The sequence below is a fragment of the Tessaracoccus bendigoensis DSM 12906 genome (assembly GCF_900141915.1).
Classification (GTDB): domain Bacteria; phylum Actinomycetota; class Actinomycetes; order Propionibacteriales; family Propionibacteriaceae; genus Arachnia; species Arachnia bendigoensis.
The window spans coordinates 1-18,960 of record NZ_FQZG01000080.1 but is presented as its reverse complement, the minus strand read 5'-3'; the positions used below and the strand labels follow the sequence as shown (position 1 = coordinate 18,960).

Genomic DNA, 18,960 nt, shown 5'->3' with positions numbered 1-18,960 from the left:
CCAGTGGTCGATTTTGGTGTGTCTGACGTCGAGGATGGGCCACTGCCTGACGATGACGACGCGCAAGTCCAGCCTCGCGGCTCCCTCCGGAGCGTCGCTCCCGACGGCGCGTTGCTTCCGACGGGCGTTGCTCCCGACGGGCGTTGCTCCCGACGGCGCGTCGCTCCCGACGGCGCGTCGCTCCTGCCTGCGCGACACTCCCGCCTGCGCGACACTCCCGCCGCCGCGGCCATACGAGAACGGAGAAAACCCCGGTCGGCGAGCACCGATCGGGGTTTTCTCCGAAGCAGGCGTCAGCTGGGGCAGGAGCCCTTGAGCATGAAGCCGATCTCCTGCGTGCTGGCCGTCTCGCCCGCCATCAGATCCAGGTAGGGGCCGGTGCCGACGACGGTGAAGTTCTCGCCTTCCCACGTGATCGTTGCCGAGCCTTGACCGTCCTTCACGTCGACCAACTTCCCGTCGGCCAGGACCACGCTGGCGGTCACGACGCTCTGGCGGTCCTGCGAGGTGGTCACTGCCGCCTTCGCTCCGCCCTCGTTGCTGCCGCTGACGGCCCATGAGCCGTTGATCTCGGTGCAGCCGACCGTGTCGATCGCCTCCTCGGTGTCTCCGAGCCGGACGGCGGCACCCCCGGCCGGGGCCTCAACCGTCACCTCGGTCGGGGCGGTGGCCGGCTCGTTGTTCGTGCCCGCCGAGTTGGCGGCACCGGTGCCCTGCCCGACGGGATCCGGAGCGCCGCCGGTGCCTGAGCAGGCGGACAGCGTCAAGGCAAACACGCCAGCCCCGACGAGGAGGGACGTCTTGATTCGGTTCATTGAGGCACCCTTTCTTGACCGGTACCCAGCTTAGGGCAAGCCACTCGGTGCTCCCCAGTAGGGCTCATGGCCGCTGATCGGGTGGCCGTCCAAGACCCATCGGGGGCCCGATATCGTCAATGCCGTGCATAGATCTCTCTATGTGTGGAGGCAGTCTCTATGTGGGGTTGCCTCTACGTATACAGAGATTTGTGCACGGCGCGGGGTCGGGCTCAGCCGTCGGTGGCGGGGTTGGCGCTGCTCGAGGGGTGGTTTCGTCACGGGCGGTTAGCTTCGCTCACGGCCCCGGCTCAACCAACTGGGGGCCAGCTCAACCGTCATTAAGCCGGTCCGGTGCCCGGGAATGCCTGTCGGCGCTCTACTATGGCGCTCCGTGGACACGATTTCGCCTTCGGCTGCAAAGCATTCCAACGACACCTCGCCTCCGACGTCGGGTCTCGACCGTTACTTCGAGATCTCCAAGCGTCGCTCCTCCATCCCGCGGGAGTTCCGCGGCGGCCTCGTCACCTTCTTCGCGATGGCCTACATCATCGCGCTGAACCCCCTCATCATCGGAACCGGTGCTGACAAGAACGGCAACCTGATCTCGGGTGCACCGAAGTTCCTGGACGCAGCCATGACGCAGATCGACGGTGCCGCCGTCGGCACCTCCATCGCCATGGTCGCCGCGGCCACCGCGCTGATCGCGGGCATCATGACGATCCTGATGGGTGTCGTCGGCCGGTTCCCCATGGCGATCGCCTCAGGGCTCGGCCTCAACGCGCTCGTCGCCTACACCCTCGCACCGCAGATGACCTGGCCGCAGGCCATGGGTCTGGTGGTCTGGGAAGGCATCATCATCACCGTCCTGGTGCTCACCGGTTTCCGGACTGCGGTGTTCAAGGCCGTGCCGCCCCCGCTGCGGACCGCCATTTCCGTCGGTATCGGCCTGTTCATCGCCTTCGTCGGCCTCGTCAACGCCGGTGTCATCCGCCAAGGCTCCGGAACCCCCGTGACCCTGGGAGTGGGCGGGAACCTTCAAGGCTGGCCGATCCTCGTGTTCCTGATCGGTCTCGTGCTCCTGATCACGCTCCACGTGCTCAAGGTCAAGGGTGCGATGCTCATCTCGATCATCTCCGGCACGGTGCTGGCGATCATCGTGGAGGCCATCGGCCATGTCGGAGGCCAGGCCGCAGACGGTTCCAACCCGACCGGTTGGGCCCTCAACGTGCCCTCGCTCTCCGGCTTCTCCTGGCCCGATCTGAGCCTGCTGGGCCGCGTCGACATGGTCGGCGCATTCTTCGTCGACGGCAAGTTCCAGTTCGCGCACTTCCTCGCCCTCGTGGTGCTGGTCTTCTCCCTCCTCCTCGCCGACTTCTTCGACACCATGGGCACCATGGTCGCCGTCGGCTCCGAGGGTGGCCTCAACGACGCCGACGGCATGCCGCCGCGCACCACCGAGATCCTGCTGGTCGATTCGCTCGGCGCGGTCGTCGGTGGCCTCGGATCGGTGTCGTCGAGCACGAGCTATGTCGAGTCGACCGCCGGTGTCGGAGAGGGTGCCCGCACCGGCCTCGCGTCCGTCGTCACCGGCGCGGCGTTCCTTCTCGCGGTGTTCCTGGCTCCGTTGGTCAACCTTGTGCCGTTCGAGGCCGCCAGCCCCGTGCTGGTGTTCGTCGGCTTCCTCATGATCTCCCAGATTAACGAGATCGACTGGACGAGGCCGGAGATCGGCATCCCCGTCTTCCTGACGATCATCCTGATGCCCTTCGCCTACTCGATCACCGTCGGCATCGGCGCGGGCTTCCTCGCCTACGTCTTCATCCGGCTGATCCTCGGCGAATGGCGCAAGATCCACGCGCTGATGTACGTCGTCGCGGGGCTCTTCGTTCTCTATTTCGCTCAGGGCGTGATCCTGAACCTGCTGGGCGCCTGACCAGCCTCGACGCCCCCGCCGTGCCGCTGCACGGGCGGGGGCGTCTTGCTGTCAACAAGCGGGCCGGGCGACTGGACGAGAAGCGGGCGACGGGGGATGGGCGGCTAGCATGACCGGCATGTTCCATAAGGTTTTGGTTGCCAACCGAGGCGAGATCGCGGTGCGCGCTTTCCGCGCCGCCTACGAACTCGGCCTGGGCACCGTCGCGGTGTTCCCATACGAGGATCGCAACGCCGACCACCGGGTGAAGGCGAACGAGGCGTACCTCATCGGGGACGTCGGCCACCCCGTCCGGGCCTATCTCGACATCGCCGAGATGATCCGCGCAGCCAAGGAGGCGGGCGCGGATGCCGTCTACCCCGGCTACGGTTTCCTCTCGGAGAACCCCGACCTCGCCGCCGCCTGTGCCGAGAACGGCATCACGTTCATCGGCCCGTCGGCGACCGTGCTGGAGATGGCGGGCAACAAGGTCGCCGCGATCGAGCACGCCCGTTCGGCAGGCATCCCGACGCTGGCATCGTGCCCACCCTCGACCGATCCCGAGGCGCTCAGACGGGCGGCCGATGAGATCGGGTTCCCCGTCTTCGTCAAGGCTGTCGCCGGTGGCGGTGGCCGCGGCATGCGACGCGTCGACGACCCGGAAGCGTTCGAGGCCGAACTGGGCGCAGCCATGCGGGAGGCGGAGAGCGCCTTCGGTGACCCGACCGTCTTCGTCGAGCAGGCCGTCTCCGCGCCGCGCCACATCGAGGTGCAGATCCTCGCCGATAGCCAGGGCAACACGGTCCACCTTTTCGAGCGGGACTGTTCGATCCAACGGCGCCACCAGAAGGTGATCGAGATCGCGCCCGCGCCAAACATCTCCGACGACCTGCGTGAGTCGCTCACCAACGACGCGGTCAAGTTCGCCAAGGCCATCGGCTACACCTGTGCCGGCACCGTCGAGTTCCTCGTCGAGACCAACGGGCCGAGGGCTGGGCAACACGTGTTCATCGAGATGAACCCGCGCATCCAGGTCGAGCACACCATCACCGAGGAGATCACCGACGTCGACCTTTTGCAGGCGCAGATGCGCATCGCCAACGGTGAGAGCCTCGCCGACATCGGCATCAGCCAGGACGCCCTGGAGATCCGCGGCGCCGCCCTGCAGTGCCGGATCACGACCGAGGATCCGCTCAACTCATTCCGCCCCGACACGGGCCTGATCACCGCCTACCGTTCCGCGTCGGGTGCGGGGATCAGGCTGGACGGCGGAACCACCGGTACCGGCGTGGAGATCAGCCCCCACTTCGATTCGCTGCTGGTGAAGCTGACGGCCCGGGGCCGCAACCTCGACATGGCGATCGCACGCGCAAGACGCGCGCTGGCCGAGTTCCGCGTGCGGGGTGTCGCCACGAACATCCCGTTCCTGCGGGCCGTCCTCGACGACCCTGAGTTCGAGAAGGGCGGGGTTACCACGTCGTTCATCGACGAGCGGCCATACCTGATGTCGGCCCGGACCCCGGCTGACAGGGCGACGAAGCTGCTGCGTCACCTGGCCGAGGTCACCGTCAACAAGCCCAACGGCGATGCCCCCACCATGCTCGACCCGCGTGAAAAGCTCCCGAGGGCCAACCTCGCAGCGGCCGTTCCTGACGGTCCACGACAGCGGCTTCTAGCGCTCGGTGCGGAGGGATTCGCCCGTGCGCTGCGCGACCAGGTACCCGTGGCAGTCACCGACACCACCTACCGCGACGCTCACCAGTCGCTTCTGGCGACCAGGGTGCGCTCCCGTGACCTGCTGGCTGTAGCGCCCGTCCAGGCGCGGAGCCTGCCCAACATGTTCTCGGTCGAGTGTTGGGGCGGGGCGACCTACGATGTGGCGCTGCGTTTCCTCGGCGAGGACCCGTGGGAACGGCTGGCGAGCCTCCGCTCGGCGATGCCGAACCAGAACCTGCAGATGCTCCTGCGTGGCCGCAACACCGTCGGCTACACCCCGTACCCGACCGAGGTGACAGAGGCGTTCGTCGCGGAGGCCGCCGCCACCGGCGTCGACATCTTCCGGATCTTCGACGCACTGAACGACGTTGAGCAGATGCGTCCGGCGATCGATGCCGTCCGAAACACCGAGTCGGTGGCCGAGGTCGCGCTGTGCTACACCGCGAACCTGCTCGACCCGGCCGAGAAGACCTACACGCTCGACTATTACCTCCGGCTCGCCGAGCGCATCGTCGAATCGGGTGCGCACATCCTCGCGATCAAGGACATGGCCGGGTTGCTTCGCCCTGAGGCGGCGCGCCGCCTGGTCCGTGGCCTGCGCGAGCGTTTCGACCTGCCGGTCCACCTGCACACGCACGACACCACCGGGGGGCAACTCGCGACGCTCATGGCCGCGGTGGACGCCGGCGTCGACGCGGTCGACGTGGCCAACTCCGCGATGAGCTCCACGACATCGCAGCCACCGATGTCCGCCTTGGTGATGGCCCTCGACCAGACCGGAAGGGCGACGGAACTGGACCCGCAGGCCGTGCTCGACCTCGAGCCGTACTGGGAGGCCGTCCGGAAGCTTTACGCGCCGTTCGAGTCGGGTCTGCCCGCGCCCACAGGGCGGGTGTATTCGCACGAGATCCCGGGTGGCCAGCTCTCAAACCTGAGGCAGCAGGCCATCGCGCTGGGGCTCGGCGAGAAGTTCGAGGCCATCGAGGACATGTACGAGGCGGCAGACAAGATCCTCGGCAGACCGACGAAGGTGACGCCGTCGTCGAAGGTGGTGGGCGACCTCGCTCTGCACCTGGTGGCCGTCGGGGCGGACCCCGGCGAGTTCGAGGCCGATCCGCAGAAGTTCGACATCCCCGACTCCGTGATCGGATTCCTCAACGGTGAGCTGGGCCAGCCGGCCGGTGGGTGGCCCGAGCCGTTCCGCAGCCGCGCGATCGAGGGGCGCCGGGCCCCGGTGCGGGTCACTCAGGTGGCAGACGAGGACCTCGAGGCCCTGGCGCGGCCAGGAAGGGGACGCCAGGAGACCCTGAACCGGCTGCTGTTCCCCGGCCCGACGAAGGAGTTCCAGCAGCAGCGCGACATCTTCGGCGACATCTCGGTGCTGCCGACGTTGCCGTGCCTGTACGGCATGCGGCCGGGGGTGGAATACGCGATCACACTGGACAAGGGGCTCACCCTGCTTGCCGGGGTTGAGGCGATCTCCGAGCCGGACAAGCGCGGAAAGCGCACGGTGATGTGCCTGCTCAACGGCCAGATCCGGCCGGTGCGGGTGCGCGACCTGTCGATCAAGTCGGAGGTCGCAGCCGCTGAGAAGGCCGACCCGGGCAACAAGGGCCACGTGGCCGCCCCGTTCCTCGGCGCCGTCACCCCGACGGTGCGGGAAGGCGACGAGGTCGCCGTCGGCGATCAGGTCGCCACGGTCGAGGCGATGAAGATGGAGGCCGCGATCAACGCGCCGGTGGCGGGCATCGTCAAGCGGGTAGTGCTGTCGGGCACCACCCCGCTCGAGGGCGGCGACCTGGTGCTGGTGATCGGGTAGGGCTGAGGTCGGGTCTGACTTTGAGCACTATCCGGGGTTCGTTGGGCGAAACCACACCTGTTTGCGGTCACATCGGTATCGAACCCGGGATAGTGCTCAACGCCTACTGCCAACCGAATCGACGTCAGTCTGCGCCGACCACGACGATCTCGAGGCCGTGCCCGGCGGCGACGTCCAGCACTTCGAGGATCGGGACGACGAAATCTGCCGTCTCACCGGGCAGGTCGGGCACCGCCAGAGCGGCCCGGACGGCGTCGGCGGTCTCTGCGACGTGTACCGCCTTGGCGTAGCCCACCACCTGTCCGGGCAGGGGGCGAAGGGGGGTGCCCAGCTGACGGTCGGCCAGCCTTCGGAGCGAATAGTCGCTGTTGAGCCCCGCCCGCGCCAGGTCCCACTCGACCCGGTCGAAGAGCTCCGGGTCCCAGGCGACCTCGACGCTGGCCGTCGACAGGTCTTCGAGCCAGAGCGTGAAGACCCGCCACGCGGCGGGCTGACGGTCCGGCTCAATGAAGCCTCCCGACAGCAGAGCGTCGACCTCCCCACGCAGGGGTCGGTCGGTGCGGACCTCCGTGTCGGGGTCGCGGCGTAGCATCGGTTTGAACCACCGCCGTCTCGTGGGCTGCTGAGCACTGAAGCTCGCCGCCGCGACGCTCCTTAGGCGCTCGGCCAGGGCGGCTTCGGCGCCGAAGATGTCGCGCACATCGTCGATGCGAACGGCGAAGACCAGGAGTCTCGGCATGCCTCCACCGTAGCGGTGGCGTAGCATCGGCCAGGATGAATCCGAGAACTCGCCGCCTGATCGTCACCGGGGTGTTGGTCGCCTTGGTGCTGGTCGCCGTCCTGGGAGCCGTCTGGAGCGGTCTGACGGCGAATCCCTGAGCCCATGGCTATGCTGGGGTCCCGATGAAGACTATGTCCCGCGGCTGTGCCGCCGTAGCCGCCGCGATCGGCCTCAGCCTCGCGGTGCTACCAGCTACCGCCCAGGACATCACGCCGCCGGCGGGGGCCACCCCGGTGGTCGGCATGGCCTTCGAACCGGGCGACTCGCGGCTGTGGCTCGCAGGCCCGGAAGCGGCCTCCGGGAGCGTCGTCGAAGCCGACAGCGGCGAGACGTGGAGCTTCGGCGCCAATACCGAGTCCGTCCAGGCCCTCGCCTGGAGCGAAGGTCGGCTCTGGGTCGGCGACATCGGTGACACCGACGCCTCCCGGGATTACGTCGTCATCTTCCGTCTCGGCGAGCCCGATGGCGGGAACTCGTCGTACTTCGCCTACGACTTCGAGTACGAGGATGGCCCGAGAGACGCGAAGGCGATGCTGATCTCGGGCCGGGGCAACATCTACATCGTCACCGCAGGGGACGATCCGGGAATCTACCGCGGCTCCGAATCCCCTTCCCGCGAGAGCATGAACACCCTCACCAGGGTCGCCGATGCGCCCGACGGTGTCAGCGACGGCGTGTTCCTCACCGACGGCTCGACCATGGCACTGCGTACCGCCGTCGGCATCGAGTACCTCGACGCGTTCACCTGGGAGACCCTGGTGACGGACACGATCACCGGCGCGTCAGAGGCGGAGTCGATCGCCGTCGGGCAGGACGATGAGATCTACGTGGGTGGCAACCCGACGATCCGCACCGCCCAGGTGCCGGCGTCGGACACGACGACCACCGTCTCGCCAGCCCCGCCCGGTTCGGCCTCTCAGTCCGCCTCTGGGACCCCGAGTGGCTCGGCCAGTGCCGATCCGGATCAGTCCGCCGGTGGCGATGCGCAGCCGAACCGTTCCGGGACGCTGGTTGCGGTCGCGTTGGCGGGGTTGCTCGCGGTGCTTGCTGGCGCCGTCACCTTCTTCGCGAAGCGCTGATCCGGCCTCACATGTCCGGCTACAACCGCTCGATCACATAGTCGAGGCACGCCGTGAGCGCCTCGACGTCATCGGGGTCGACCGACGCGTAGCAGCCGACCCGCAACTGGTTTCGCTTTAGCGCCCGGTACGGGTCGACGTCGACGATTCCGTTCTCGCGCAGCGCCGCGATGACCTGCGACGCGTCGATATGTTCATCCAGGTCGATGGTGGCGACGATGGGGGAGCGGGCGGCCTCCGACGTCACGAACGGCGACGCGAAATCGCGCTTCTCAGCCCAGCGGTAGAGGATCGAGGTCGAGGCGGCGCAGCGCGCGGCGACGGCGTCGATGCCACCCAGGTCGAGCATCCATCCGATCTGGTCCTCAAGAAGCAGCAGGGTCGCCAGGGCGGGCGTGTTGAGCGTCTGGTTCTGGCGGGAGTTCTTGACGGCGAGCGAGAAATCGAGGATCTCGGGTAGCCAACGCCCGCTCGCCTTGATCTGTTCGGCCCGTTCGACCGCGGCGGGGGACGCGAAGGCCAGCCAAAGGCCGCCGTCGGAGGAGAAGTTCTTCTGGGGGGCGAAATAGTAGACGTCGGTGTCGCCGATCGGTGCGTCCATCCCCCCGGCCGATGAGGTGGCGTCGATCAGGATCAGGCCGTCGCCCACCCTTGAGACGGGCGCGACGGCCCCGGTCGAGGTCTCGCTCTGCGCCCAGGCATAGGTGTCGACGTCGGCCGGGCCGGGGACGGCGACCTGGCCGGCTGGGGCCTCGGTGACCACCGGCGATTCCAGGTGCGGGGCGCGTTCGGCCGCCTTGGCGAACTTGCGGGTGAACTCGCCGAACACGCCGTGTGCCGAGCGGCGCTCGATCAGTGAAGCCACCGCCATGTCCCAGAACAGGGTCGACCCGCCGTTGCCGAGCACCACCTCGTAGCCTTCGGGGATGCGGTAAAGCTCGGCAAGGCCTTGCTGCACGACCCGGACGAGGTCGCGCACGGGTGCCTGACGGTGCGAGGTGCCCATCAGGTCGCCGCGCATCGACAGGTAATCGAGCGCCTCGGGGCGCACCTTCGCTGGGCCGGAACCGAAACGCCCGTCTGAGGGGAGGAGGTCTTGCGGGATCAGGATGCTCACCGGGCCATCCTAAGGCGGCTCAGCCCCGGGGTGCGCTGCGCCCCCTGCCGTGAAACGCGCACCAAGAATCACCAGAGGGCGGTGTCAGGAGCCCCGCGGGGCTACCGTGGAGGCATGTCCGTTGCGAAGTTGCAGGTTGCCCACGCCGTCACGCCGGAAGGCGTCATTGACGATGCCGTCATCACGATCGAGGAAGGCCGGATCGTCTCGGTCGAGGCCGGTGGCAGCGGGGGGACGCTGTGGGCCGTGCCCGGCTTCGTCGATTCCCACACCCACGGCGCGGTCGGGGTGGCCTTCGGTGATCCCGACGTAGAGGCCAACCTCCGCGCGATCGACTTCCACCGGCACCAGGGCTCGACCACCATCTTCGCGTCGACGGTCACCGAACCCATCGAGAAGCTTGAGCGTCAACTAGGTGTTCTGCGGGGCCTCGTCGAGAAGGGCGACCTCGACGGCATCCACCTCGAGGGGCCGTTCCTCGCCCCCGAGAAGAAGGGCGCGCACGACCTGGCACTGCTGCGCCACCCCGACGACGAGTCGGTCGAGCGGCTGATCGCGGCCGGGGGCCCGGCGCTGAAGATGATCACCATGGCGCCGGAACTGGAGAACTCGGAGAAGGCCATCAAGCGCTTCACCGAGGCTGGTGTCGCCGTCGCGTTCGGCCACTCTGATGCCGATGACAAGACCACGGCCCAAGCGGTTGAGTGGGGCGCCAAGATCACCACGCACCTGTTCAACGCGATGCGGCCCGTCCACCACCGCGAGCCCGGCCCGGTGCCGGTCCTGCTGGTCGACGACCGGGTCATGGTCGAACTGATCTGCGACGGCATCCACCTGCAGCCCGTCATCGCCGCAATGGCCATCGAGGCGGCCGGCCCTGATCGAGTCGGGCTGGTCACCGACGCGATGAGCGCCACCGGGAAGGGCGACGGTCGCTACCTGCTCGGCGAGCTTGAGGTCGACGTCCTCGACGGCACCGCCCGGCTCGTGACGGCCGACGGTACGCCGGGCGCGATCGCCGGGTCCACCCTCACGATGAAGAACGCCTTCGCGTTCGTGGTCCAGGAGGCCGGGGTCAGCATCCCGGATGCCGCCCGCATGGCGGCCACCACCCCGGCCGCGTTCCACGGTCTCGACCAGGTCGGCCAGCTCACCCCTGGAAGGCTCGCCGACATCTGCCTCGTCGACGACGAAGGCGTCCTGCAGGGTGTCATCCGCCGTGGCGAGTGGATCGTCGAACCCGCCTGACTTCGCCTGCCACCGCGCGGGACATCGACGGTGCGCCCGCGTCTAGGATGGAACCGGAAGGGGCTGACTATGGGCGATCTGATTGACACGACCGAGATGTACCTGAGGACGGTGTACGAACTCCTCGAAGAGGGAGTGCAGCCTCTGAGGGCGCGAATCGCCGAGCGGCTCCACCAATCCGGCCCCACCGTCTCGCAGACCGTGGCGAGGATGGAGCGCGACGGGCTGCTGGTCGTCGAACCCGACCGCACCATCAAGCTCACACCGTCGGGGTCGAGACTGGCCCGAGATGTGATGCGGAAGCACCGGCTGGCCGAGTGCCTCCTCACCGAGGTCATCGGGCTCGAATGGGACAAGGTGCACGACGAGGCCTGCCGCTGGGAACACGTCATCTCGGTCGACGTGGAACGGCGCCTCGTCGAGATCCTGCACGAACCGACCTTCTCGCCATACGGCAACCCGATCCCCGGGCTGCGTGAACTGGGGGTCGAGAAGCAACACGAGCCCTTCCGGCACGGCGCCGAGCCGCTGGCCGACGTCGTCGGCACCGACGTGCGAACCTTCAAGTTGCGGCGGATGAGCGAGAACATCCAGGCCGACGCCGCCACGCTCTCCGCGTTGGCCGTCGCCGGGGTGAGGCCGGGCAGCGAGTTCGAGGCGTCGAGACGCGACGACTGCATCGCGCTGATGCTGGGCGACCATGTGGTCGAGCTCAGCCCGTTCGCCGCCGAGTTGCTGTTCGTCGATGCGGTCTGACATGGACGCCACGCTCAAGTGGTTCGGAAACCGTCAGCCGGGCGCGATGGAGGAGGTGCTCTCCCGGTGCTTCGGTGGCGACCGCACCCCGTACCAGTGGCTGGCGCGTTCCATCTCCGCCTCGGCGAACATGGTGCTCGACCTCGCCTGCGGCGCGGGCGCCATGGTCGAGCGGCTGCGTCGTCCCGGGCGAACCGTCATCGGCCTCGACCGGTCGGCATCCGAACTGGCGGAGGCCGCCGCACGCGGTCGCGGCCCGCTGGTGCAGGGGCACGCCTCGTACCTGCCGTTCGCCGATGACTCGTTCGACGCCGTCGTGACGTCGCTCGGGGTGGCCGTCGTGGCCGATCGTCCCCGCTTCCTTGAGGAGGCCGCCCGGGTGCTTCGACCCGGTGGCGTGTTCGCCGCGCTCACCCCCTCGCTGAGGCCGGTCAACCTGGACGACCTCAGGCTCAACAGCCGACTAGCCAGCTACCTGCGGGTGCCCCCGCACCTGCCCGGGACGACGGAGTTCAAGGCGAAACAGGCCCTTGCCGAGGTCGGCCTGACGAAGGCGGAGGACTCCCGGGCCAAGTACTACTACGAGGTCGGCGACGAACAGGATGCCGCGCGGCTGCTGGCAGGTCTCCGCGCCACCAGTGACCCCGAACGGGCCGCAGCGGCCTTCGAGTTCCTGCGTGGCCGATTCGCCGACGGCCCGGTGCGCATCGCGCTCCCGATGCGACGGATCATCGCGATCAAGTAGCGAACCGGTGGGCCAGACCCGACATAGGGTGGGGAATACCAGGCAAAGATTGAACGTTGAACATCCACGAGACCAACTTGTGAAAGGGGTCACCCATGGCGACCACCGCCCTTACCGCCGAAAACTTCGAGAGCACCGTCGAGGACAACGAGATTGTCCTCGTCGACTTCTGGGCCGACTGGTGCGGCCCGTGTAAGCGGTTCTCACCCATCTACGAGGATGCATCAGTCCGCCACGAAGGAGTCGTGTTCGCCAAGGTCGACACCGAGGACGCCCGCGACCTCTCCACGGCGCTCGAGATCCAGTCGATCCCGACGATCATGGCCTTCAAGCAGGGGCAGCTCGTGTTCCGCGAGTCGGGGCTCCTCAATGGAAAGCAGCTGGACGCGCTGATCGGGCAGATCCAGGAACTCGACATTGAGGCGGCCCTGGCCGAGGCACGCAAGCAGGCCTGACCAACCCAGGGGAGGGCCCACCCGGTGGGGTGGGCCTTTTGCTGTCTTGACGCAGCTGCGCCGGAGTAGGGCCGACCACGACCCTGGTCGGCCCTTCCTTGATCGGTGCCGCCCCGTGGCACTCAATGCCAGTTGCCATTTGCGTGGCTTGTTCCAACCCGAATGTCCGGCCCCCTCCACCGCGCCCTACGATGCCTAGTAGTAGAGCCAAGGAGGATGAGGGCGATGACGCCGGAACGCCGCGATATAACCATTCAGCCAGATCTCGCCAGCACGGTGGGCCGGGTGGCCCCCGTCCGATCCCGCAAACCCATCTACCTGGACATGCTGCCGCCGTGCAACGCGGGCTGCCCGGCAGGCGAGAACATCCAGGAGTGGCTGCGCCTGATCAAGGCGGGCGAGGCCGAGGCAGCGTGGCGGCAACTGGTCGCCGACAACCCGTTCCCCGCGATCCACGGCCGGGTCTGCTATCACCCTTGTGAGACGGCGTGCAACCGCAAGGACCTCGACTCGGCAGTGTCGATCCACTCCGTCGAGCGCTACCTCGGCGACCTGGCCATCACCAACGACTGGCAGTTCCCGAAGCCGCGCCGCGTCTCGGGACGCCGGGTCATGGTCATCGGCGCCGGCCCCTCGGGGCTCTCGGCCGCCTACCACCTCACCAGGCTCGGCCACCAGGTCGAGATCTTCGACGCCGGTGACACGCCAGGCGGCATGATGCGCTACGGCATCCCGGAGTACCGGCTGCCCCGCGACGTGCTCGACGCCGAGATCGACCGGCTGCGCAACCTCGGCGTCGTGTTCCGGCAGAACGCGCCCATCAAGGACCTCCTCGCGACCCAGGCTGAGGGCAACTTCGATGCCGTCTTCGTCGCGGTGGGCGCCCACATCTCCAAGCGGGTCGACATCCCGAGCGCCGACGCTTCCCGCGTCGTCGACGCCGTCAGTTTCCTGCGCGACGTCGCCTCAGGCGAGCGGCCGGTAATCGGCCGGAAGGTCGCCGTCTACGGCGGCGGCAACACCGCCATGGACGCCGCACGTGTCGCGCGCAGGCTGGGGGCCGAGGAGTCGGTGGTCGTCTACCGGCGCACCGAGGCGCAGATGCCTGCGCACGAGGAGGAGCGCGAGGGCGCCGAGACCGAGGGCGTCAAGATCAACTGGCTCCGCACGATCAGCTCGATGGACGAGGCCGACCTCACCGTCGAGATCATGGAACTCGACGACGACGGCAAGGCCGTCGGCACCGGTCGCTTCGAGAAGCTGGCCGCTGACACCGTCATCATGGCGCTCGGCCAGCGTGCCGACACCGATTTCCTGCACGCCATCCCCGGCATGAGCTTCCATGACGACGTCGTCGACGTCGACCCGAACTCGCTGATGACCGCGGTGCCCGGCATCTTCGCGGGCGGGGACGCCGTCCCGTCAGACCGGACGGTCACGATCGGGGTCGGCCACGGCAAGCGCGCCGCCCAACGGATCGACGCCTGGCTCAACCGGGAGGAATGGGTCCAGCCCACCAAGAACCCGATCGTGAGCCTGGACCAGATGAACCTCTGGTACTTCGGCGACCACCAGCGCCGCACGCAGATTGAGGCAGACGTCGACGACCGCGTGGAGGGGTTCACCGAGGTCGTCGCCGGTTTGACGGACGAGGAAGCCGATTTCGAGGCCCGCCGATGCCTCAGCTGCGGCAACTGCTTCGAATGCGACGGCTGCTTCGGCGCCTGCCCCGAAGACGCCGTCATCAAGCTGGGCAAGGGCAACCGGTACCGCTTCGACTACGAGTTATGCACCGGATGCGGCACCTGCTACGAGCAGTGCCCGGTGCACGCCATCGACATGATTCAGGAGGGTCGGCAGTGAAGGCGATCATCGACGGAAACGAGGCGGCGGCCGACGTCGCCTACCGCGTCAGCGAACTGTGCTCGATCTACCCGATCACACCCAGTTCCACCATGGCCGAGTTGGCCGACGAGTGGGCCGCGCACCGGCGGGCCAACGTCTGGGGCCAGGTACCGACCGTCATCGAGATGCAGTCAGAAGGCGGCGCGGCTGGTGCGATGCACGGGGCGCTGCAGGGCGGGGCGTTGTCGACGACGTTCACCGCGTCGCAGGGGCTGCTGCTGATGATCCCCAACATGTACCGGATCGCCGGTGAGTTGACGTCGACGGTGTTCCACGTCGCGGCGCGCTCACTCGCCACGCAGGGGCTGTCGATCTTCGGCGACCATCAGGACGTGATGGCCGTGCGGCAGACCGGGGTGTGCCTGCTCAGCTCCGCGTCGGTGCAGGAGAGCCACGACATGGCCGCGGTCGCGCACCGTGCGACTCTGCTGAGCCGGTTGCCGTTCGTGCATTTCTTCGACGGGTTCCGCACCTCGCACGAGCTCAACACCATGACCAAGCTGACCGACGACCAACTGCGCGAGTTCATCCCGCACGAGTTGGTGTTGAAGCACCGCGCCAGGGCGCTCAGCCCGGCCAACCCGTTCATCCGTGGCACGGCGCAGAATCCCGACACGTATTTCCAGTCGCGCGAGACGGCCAACCCGTACTATTCCGAGGTCGCGGGCATCGTCGAGGCGACGATGGACCGGTTCGCGGAGCTGACGGGGCGCCGGTACCACCTGGTCGAATACCACGGAGCCGAAGACGCCGAGAGGGTCGTCGTTGTGATGGGCTCCGGTGTGGAGGCCATCACCCCGGTGGTCGACCGGCTCAACGCAGAAGGCGGCAAGGTCGGCGTCATCCAGATCCGGCTCTACCGCCCGTTCCCGGCTGAGGCGTTCCTCGCCGCGCTGCCTGACACCGCCCGCCGCGTCGCGGTGCTCGACCGGACGAAGGAGCCGGGCGCCTCCGGTGAACCGATGTTCCTGGACGTGACGAGCGTGCTGGCTGAGGCCGTTGCCGCCGGGCGCCGCGATTCGCTGCCGACCGTGACAGGCGGCCGCTACGGCCTGTCATCGAAGGAGTTCACCCCAGGCATGGTCAAGGCCGTCTTCGATGAACTGGCCGCCCCGGCGCCGCGCCCGAGGTTCACCGTCGGCATCCTCGACGACGTCACGCACCTTTCGCTGGACTACGATCCGACGCTCGACCTTGAGGACCCGGAGACGCTGAGGGCCGTGTTCTACGGGCTCGGCTCCGACGGCACCGTCGGGGCGAACAAGAACACCATCAAGATCCTGGGCTCCGAGGAGAAGACCTTCGCGCAAGGCTATTTCGTCTACGACTCGAAGAAGTCCGGGTCGCGCACCGTCTCGCATCTGCGGTTCGGGCCGAACCCGATCAAGGCGCCCTACCTGGTCAGCCGGGCCGGGTTCATCGGCTGCCACCACTGGTCGATCCTTGAGCGGGTCGATGTGCTGGAGTTCGCCAGGCCAGGCACCACCTTGCTGATCAACACGCCGCACGGGGCCGACACCTGGCAGCACCTGCCGGTCGACATGCAGCGCCGGATCATCGAGTTGGGCATCAACGTCTACACGATCGACGCTGGCAAGGTCGCCCGGGCGGCCGGGCTCGGCAGCCGCACCAACACCATCCTCCAGACCTGTTTCTTCGCGATCTCAGGGGTCCTGCCCCGAGACGCGGCCATCGAGAAGATCAAGCAGGCCATCTCGAAGACCTACGCCCGCAAGTCGGCCGAGGTCGTCAGGAAGAACCACCTGGCGGTCGACTCCGCGTTGGCGGAGCTGCACCACCTCGACCGGCCTGAGGAGGCGACGTCCCTCCACGGCCTCATCCCGCCGGTGCCGGACGGCGCGCCGGAGTTCGTGCGCAACGTGACCGCGACGATGTTGCAGGGCCGGGGCGACGACCTGCCCGTCTCGGCGCTCCCGGTCGACGGGACCTACCCGTCGGGCACCACGAAGTTCGAGAAGCGCAACATCTCCGACATCGTCGCGCAATGGGACGCCGAAAACTGCATCCAGTGCGGCAACTGCGCGTTCGTGTGCCCGCACGCGGTGCTGCGCGCCAAGTCGTACCCGGATGAGCAGCTCGCGGGCGCGCCGGACGGCTTCCTCAGCGCACCGCTGAACGCGGCGGGTCTGCCGTCGACCAGGTACACCCTGCAGGTCTACGTCGAGGACTGCACCGGCTGCGGGCTCTGTGTCGAGGCGTGCCCCGTCAAGCCGATCGACCAGCCGTCGAGGCGGGCCATCAACCTGGAACCCAAACTCGAACGCGAGGCGGACAAGACCGCCGTCGAGTTCTTCGAACAGATCCCGTACAACGACCGGGCCTGGATCGACTACGGCACGGTCCGGGGCATCCAGCTCCTGGAGCCGCTGTTCGAGTTCTCCGGGGCCTGCTCGGGTTGCGGCGAGACGCCGTACCTGAAGTTGCTCAGCCAGCTGTTCGGCGACCGTGCGACGATCGCGAACGCGACCGGCTGCTCATCCATCTATGGCGGCAACCTGCCGACGACGCCGTGGGCGAAGAACGCGGCCGGGCGCGGGCCGGCGTGGTCCAACTCGCTGTTCGAGGACAACGCCGAGTTCGGTCTCGGGATGCGGCTCGCCGCCGACCTGCACACCGACCTTGCCCGGGCCCGGCTGAAGGAGCTCAGAGCCGAGATCGGCAACGACGATTTGGTCGACCGGATCCTGGGTTCGGACCAGCAGCAGGGTTCCGAGCTGGCCGAGCAGTTGCAGGACGTCGACCGGCTGAAGGAGCGGTTGAAGGACCTTGACGGGCCCCAGATCGCCGACCTGAAGAGCGTCGCGGACAACCTGGTGCGTCGCTCCGTCTGGATCGTCGGCGGGGACGGCTGGGCCTACGACATCGGCAGCTCGGGCGTCGACCACGTGCTCGCCTCTGGACGCGACGTCAACATCCTGGTGCTGGACACCGAGGTGTACTCCAACACCGGAGGCCAGTCGTCCAAGTCGACGCCGCTGGGTGCCGTCGCCAAGTTCGCCTCGGGCGGCAAACAGAGCAACAAGAAGGACCTGGCGATGCAGGCCATGGCCTACGGCTCGGTCTACGTCGCCCGGGTCGCGATGGGTGCCGACCCGCAGCAGACGTTGAAGGCGTTCCGGGAGGCGGAGGCATACGACGGGCCGAGCCTGATCATCGCCTACAGCCACTGCATCGCGCACGGCTACGACATCCGCAAGGGGCTTGAACAGCAGTACCGCGCCGTCAACTCCGGCCACTGGCCGCTGATGCGCTACAACCCCGTGATCCGGGATGCGGGCGGCAACCCGTTCCTGCTCGACTCGCCGCGACCCCGGATGTCGCTGGAGAAGTACCGTTCGGCGGAGCTGCGGTTCAAGGTGCTGAAGGCGGCCGACCCGGAGGAGGCGGAACGTCTCATCCACCTCGCGCAGGCGCAGGTCGACCGGCGCTGGGCGGAATACGAGGAGTTGGCGCTGCGTGGCGCCGAGAAGTTCGCTCAGGATCCGAGAAAGGACCAGTCATGGACCTGACCACCAACTACATGGGGTTGCAGTTGCGCAACCCGGTCGTCGCCTCTGCAGGGCCGCTGTCGCAGTCGGTCGAGGGCATCCGATCGCTGGCCGACGGTGGGGTAGGCGCCGTCGTCATGTACTCGCTGTTCGAGGAGCAACTGCGCCGCGAGGCGGAGGAGATCGCCGTCCTTGAGGAGTTGTACGACGACGCTAACTCGGAGGCGCTCAGCTACTTCCCGACGATGCCGCGGGCCAACCACGACGCCAGCGACGCGTACCTGCGCCTGGTGGAGGCGGGGGCGGCGGCGATCGACGTGCCGCTCATCGCCTCGCTGAACGGGTCGTCGGTCGGCGGCTGGACTGGCACCGCCCGGCGGCTGCAGGACGCCGGCGCCGCTGGCATCGAGTTGAACATCTACTTCGTGCCGGGCGACATCACCATGTCGGGGGCCGACGTGGAGGAGCGTCACCTGGAGATCCTGAGCGCCGTCAAGCACACCGTCGACATCCCGGTCGCCGTGAAACTGAGCCCGTACTTCTCGTCGGTTGGCAACATGGCCGCCCGGCTCGACGCCGTCGGCGCGGACGCGCTGGTGCTGTTCAACCGGTTCCTGCAGCCGGACATCGACGTCGACCGGGTGACGGTGGAGTCGGGGGTGTCGCTCAGCTCGCCGATCGAGGGTCGGCTGCCGCGCACCTGGATCGCCGTGTTGCGGGACCGGGTCGAGGCGTCGCTGGCCGCGACGACCGGCGTCGACACCGCCGAGGACGTGATCAAATACATCCTCGCGGGCGCGGACGTCGTGATGACGACGTCGTCGCTGGTGCGGCGTGGCCCGGCCTACGCGAAGGTGCTGGTCGACGGGCTCGACCGGTGGTTGGACGGCCACGAGATCCCCTTGGCGAAGGCGCGGGGGCTGCTCGGCGTCCCGAAGGATGCCGAGGCCAGTGCCTACGAGCGGGCGGGCTATGTGTCGGCTTTGGAGAAGGCGAAGTCGACGTACGGCTCGCTGCGGTGAGGTAGCGGGTTTGAGCAGGATCCGCTGTTCATTGGCGGCTTCGTCGTGTTGTCTGCTGACGATGCCGTCGAGGGTTTGATGAGTTGCAGATCCTGCTCA

At 67.8% G+C, this 18,960-nt stretch carries 14 protein-coding genes; 10 read left to right on the top strand and 4 right to left on the bottom strand.

All coding sequences use genetic code 11. The features are described from left to right. Positions 1-198, bottom strand: a 198-nt coding sequence (locus tag BUC15_RS20545; RefSeq protein WP_217652277.1) for a hypothetical protein, incomplete at its 3' end; no start/stop codon positions are given. 95 nt (positions 199-293) lie between these two features. After that, entirely contained in the window at positions 294-815 is a 522-nt protein-coding gene (locus BUC15_RS16215; protein WP_073190257.1) for a lipoprotein LpqH, read from the bottom strand. Positions 816-1,332: 517 nt separating this feature from the next. Between BUC15_RS16215 and BUC15_RS16210 the strand changes: the two genes are divergently transcribed. Then, positions 1,333-2,730 carry an NCS2 family permease gene (locus BUC15_RS16210; RefSeq protein WP_425443373.1) on the top strand — a complete coding sequence of 466 codons (1,398 nt, stop codon included), beginning with the start codon at positions 1,333-1,335 and terminating at the stop codon, positions 2,728-2,730. Between the two features lie 118 nt (positions 2,731-2,848). After that, a complete protein-coding gene (locus BUC15_RS16205) occupies positions 2,849-6,244 on the top strand; it encodes a pyruvate carboxylase (protein ID WP_073190292.1) in 3,396 nt (1,131 codons plus the stop codon). A 124-nt stretch (positions 6,245-6,368) separates the two neighbouring features. On the opposite strand, the gene BUC15_RS16200 is transcribed toward BUC15_RS16205, so the two are convergent. Next, positions 6,369-6,983, bottom strand: a complete 615-nt coding sequence (locus tag BUC15_RS16200; RefSeq protein WP_073190255.1) for a hypothetical protein — start codon at positions 6,981-6,983, stop codon at positions 6,369-6,371. A gap of 164 nt (positions 6,984-7,147) precedes the next feature. Between BUC15_RS16200 and BUC15_RS16195 the strand changes: the two genes are divergently transcribed. Next, on the top strand, positions 7,148-8,104 hold the full coding sequence (locus tag BUC15_RS16195) for a hypothetical protein (protein WP_139280323.1): 957 nt from the start codon (positions 7,148-7,150) through the stop codon (positions 8,102-8,104). A gap of 19 nt (positions 8,105-8,123) precedes the next feature. Here BUC15_RS16195 and serC read toward each other — a convergent pair whose 3' ends face one another. Next, positions 8,124-9,221 (bottom strand): phosphoserine transaminase, encoded by a 1,098-nt coding sequence (gene serC / locus BUC15_RS16190; protein ID WP_073190249.1) that lies wholly within the window; start codon positions 9,219-9,221, stop codon positions 8,124-8,126. A 114-nt stretch (positions 9,222-9,335) separates the two neighbouring features. Here serC and BUC15_RS16185 point away from each other — a divergent pair, with 114 nt between their 5' ends. From BUC15_RS16185 to BUC15_RS16155, 7 genes are all read left to right on the top strand, one after another. Further along, entirely contained in the window at positions 9,336-10,469 is a 1,134-nt protein-coding gene (locus BUC15_RS16185) for an N-acetylglucosamine-6-phosphate deacetylase (protein WP_073190246.1), read from the top strand. 69 nt (positions 10,470-10,538) lie between these two features. Further along, positions 10,539-11,225 carry an iron-dependent transcriptional repressor DtxR gene (locus BUC15_RS16180; RefSeq protein WP_073190244.1) on the top strand — a complete coding sequence of 229 codons (687 nt, stop codon included), beginning with the start codon at positions 10,539-10,541 and terminating at the stop codon, positions 11,223-11,225. Beyond that, the gene (locus tag BUC15_RS16175) at positions 11,215-11,970 is read left to right on the top strand and encodes a class I SAM-dependent methyltransferase (protein ID WP_073190242.1); all 756 of its coding nucleotides are present in this window, start codon (positions 11,215-11,217) and stop codon (positions 11,968-11,970) included. The genes BUC15_RS16180 and BUC15_RS16175 overlap by 11 nt, the downstream gene beginning before the upstream one ends. A gap of 95 nt (positions 11,971-12,065) precedes the next feature. Beyond that, positions 12,066-12,425 carry a thioredoxin gene (gene trxA, locus BUC15_RS16170; RefSeq protein WP_073190240.1) on the top strand — a complete coding sequence of 120 codons (360 nt, stop codon included), beginning with the start codon at positions 12,066-12,068 and terminating at the stop codon, positions 12,423-12,425. A gap of 225 nt (positions 12,426-12,650) precedes the next feature. Continuing rightward, positions 12,651-14,288 carry an NAD(P)-binding protein gene (locus BUC15_RS16165; protein WP_073190238.1) on the top strand — a complete coding sequence of 546 codons (1,638 nt, stop codon included), beginning with the start codon at positions 12,651-12,653 and terminating at the stop codon, positions 14,286-14,288. Then, positions 14,222-17,860, top strand: a complete 3,639-nt coding sequence (nifJ, locus tag BUC15_RS16160; protein WP_073190289.1) for a pyruvate:ferredoxin (flavodoxin) oxidoreductase — start codon at positions 14,222-14,224, stop codon at positions 17,858-17,860. The genes BUC15_RS16165 and nifJ overlap by 67 nt, the downstream gene beginning before the upstream one ends. 11 nt (positions 17,861-17,871) lie before the next feature. After that, on the top strand, positions 17,872-18,861 hold the full coding sequence (locus BUC15_RS16155) for a dihydroorotate dehydrogenase-like protein (RefSeq protein ID WP_245788017.1): 990 nt from the start codon (positions 17,872-17,874) through the stop codon (positions 18,859-18,861). Positions 18,862-18,960: the final 99 nt, after the last annotated feature.